The sequence below is a fragment of the Mycobacterium sp. genome (assembly GCF_049683935.1).
GTDB lineage: Bacteria > Actinomycetota > Actinomycetes > Mycobacteriales > Mycobacteriaceae > Mycobacterium.
Genome location: NZ_JBAUJR010000093.1, coordinates 1 through 2,504 on the forward strand (window position 1 = coordinate 1; position 2,504 = coordinate 2,504).

Consider the following 2,504-nt stretch of genomic DNA (forward strand, 5'->3'; position numbering starts at 1 on the left):
CGCTCGGGGTGACCCGCACGCCGACCGCGCGGCTGCGCTCGATCGCCCACATCGGCGTCCGCACCCGCGACTACGCCTACCTGGTGCACGGGCAGACCCCGCCGACAGAGACGTTCCACGTGAAACTGACCGCGCCGGACGGGTCGGTGTGGGCGTGGGGACCCGAGGACGCCACCCAACAGGTCAGCGGGTCGGCCGAGCACTTCTGCATGCTGGTCACGCAGCGTCGGCCCCGGCCTGCGTTGGACGTCGTCGCGGTCGGCCCGGACGCCGAGCACTGGCTGACGATCGCCCAGGCGTTCGCCGGTCCACCCGGCCCCGGCCGCGACTGACACTTTGGTCGCCCTCGACCTCGGCGAGGGCGCTCTGGTGCATAGCATTTGCGGCGTGTCGACGTACAGACACTCAGTGTCAGGGTGGACGTGCCGCTCGCGGGGCTAGTGGAGCTGACCGGCGCTGTCGGCCCGGCCGTCGCCATCGTCGTCGGCGAGCCGGACATCCCAGCGACCGTCACCGTCGGTGTCCACCCAGGCCGCCCCGGTGCCGAAAGCCCGATCGGCCAGACCGTCGCCGTCTGCGTCCGCCAACCACTCCGCGGTCGTGCCGTCGCCGTCGAGGTCGACCGGCACCGTCGGCCCGGCGCCCGGATGCTCGACCCCGTCGAGCCCGAACCAGCGCAGTCCCCCACCCCGGTCCGCGCTGACCGCCCAGGTTCCCGTGCCATCGTCGCTGACATAGGTCTCGGCGACGTCATCGTCGTCGCTATCGAGCAGTGCGTGATCGGCGAGGCCGTCGCCGTCGAGGTCGAACAGCACGTCATCGGTCAGCCCGTCACCGTCGACATCCACGCCGTCGACGTGCGGACCGCCGTCGATCGTCCACATGGTCGCCGAGCCGTCGGAATCCCCCAGGCAGTACTCCACACACGGTCAGACGCGCGGGGAGCCGTTCTCGTTCCACCATTTCAGCAATTCCTCGACGGCCTCGTCGCGGCTCAGCGGGCCGCGGTCCAGCCGCAGCTCCTTGAGGTGGTTCCAGGCCTTGCCCACCATCGGACCACCCGGGATGTCGAGGATCCGCATGATCTCGTTGCCGTCGAGATCGGGGCGAACCCGGGCGAGATCCTCCTTGGCCGCGAGTTCGTCGATGCGGTGCTCGAGGTCGTCGTAGTTCGCCTGCAGCCGCGCCGCGCGGCGCTTGTTGCGCGTCGTGCAGTCGGCACGGACCAGCTTGTGCAGCCGGTCCACCAACGGCCCGGCGTCGGTGACGTAGCGGCGCACCGCCGAGTCGGTCCATCGGCCGTCGCCGTAGCCGTGGAAACGCAGGTGCAGATACACCAGCTGCGATACGTCCTCGACCATCTGCTTGGAGTACTTCAGCGCGCGCATCCGCTTGCGGGTCATCTTCGCTCCGACCACCTCGTGGTGGTGGAAGCTGACCCCGCCGTCGGGTTCGTGCCTGCGCGTCGCGGGCTTGCCGATGTCGTGCAGCAGTGCGGCCCAGCGCAGCACCAGGTCAGGAGGACTTCCAGGGTCTTCCAGATCGATGGCCTGCCGCAGCACCGTCAGAGAATGCTGGTAGACGTCCTTGTGCTGGTGATGCTCGTCGATCGCCATCCGCATCGCGCCGACCTCGGGGAGCACCACCTCCCCCAGACCCGTCTGCACCATCAGATCCACCCCGGCGACCGGATCAGCGCCGAGCAGCAGCTTGTCCAGTTCGGCGGCGACACGTTCGGCAGTGATCCGGCCCAGTTGGGGCGCCATCTCCTCCAGCGCCCGCCGGACGCGCGGCGCCACGGTGAATCCCAGCTGCGACACGAACCTGGCCGCGCGCAGCATCCGCAGCGGATCGTCGCCGAACGACACCTCCGGCGCCGACGGCGTGTCCAGCACACCGGCACCCAACGCGGTCAGCCCGCCGAGCGGGTCCAGGAACGCACCGAGGCCCGCGGGAGCCTCGGGGTCGACCCGCACCGCCATGGCGTTGACCGTGAAATCCCGGCGCACCAGATCGTCGGCCAGGTTGTCGCCGAAGCGGACCTCGGGATTGCGGGACACCTGGTCGTAGCTGTCGGCGCGAAAGGTGGTCAGCTCCAACCGCTCTACACCTTTGCCGACACCGATCGTGCCGAACTCGATACCGGTGTCCCACAGCGCATCCGCCCACCCGCGCAGGATCTTCTGCATCTGCTCCGGACGGGCATCGGTGGTGAAGTCGAGGTCGGTGCCCAGCCGGCCCAGGATCGCGTCGCGGACGCTGCCGCCGACGAGGTACAACTCGTGGCCGTGATCCGCGAACAGCCCGCCCAGTTCTCGCAGCAGCTCGCCATGCTGCCGCAGCGATACCTGCGCAGCGGCCAGCAGTTCAGCGTCGGACGTGGGGTCGGGCACGTCAGGTGAGCCTACTGGTCACAGCCGTGTCACCGTCCGGCGAGTGCGGCGAGGCCTGCTGTTCACGCCAACTACTATCGCTTGGGTGTCGGACGGCGAACAGCCCAAACC

The 2,504-nt window shown here is 69.4% G+C and carries 2 protein-coding genes and 1 pseudogene; 1 reads left to right on the top strand and 2 read right to left on the bottom strand.

Features of this window, described 5'->3' with window-relative positions:
* Nucleotides 1-332, top strand: a pseudogene (locus WA965_RS05215) (wyosine base formation domain-containing protein); the annotation flags it as partial.
* Between the two features lie 105 nt (nt 333-437).
* Here WA965_RS05215 and WA965_RS05220 read toward each other — a convergent pair.
* Together WA965_RS05220 and WA965_RS05225 are read right to left on the bottom strand one after the other, a co-directional pair.
* A complete protein-coding gene (locus tag WA965_RS05220; protein WP_526302097.1) occupies nt 438-923 on the bottom strand; it encodes a pullulanase in 486 nt (161 codons plus the stop codon).
* A 6-nt stretch (nt 924-929) separates the two neighbouring features.
* Nucleotides 930-2,393, bottom strand: coding sequence for a CCA tRNA nucleotidyltransferase (locus tag WA965_RS05225; RefSeq protein WP_526302095.1), 1,464 nt, complete (start codon nt 2,391-2,393; stop codon nt 930-932).
* Nucleotides 2,394-2,504 lie beyond the last annotated feature (111 nt).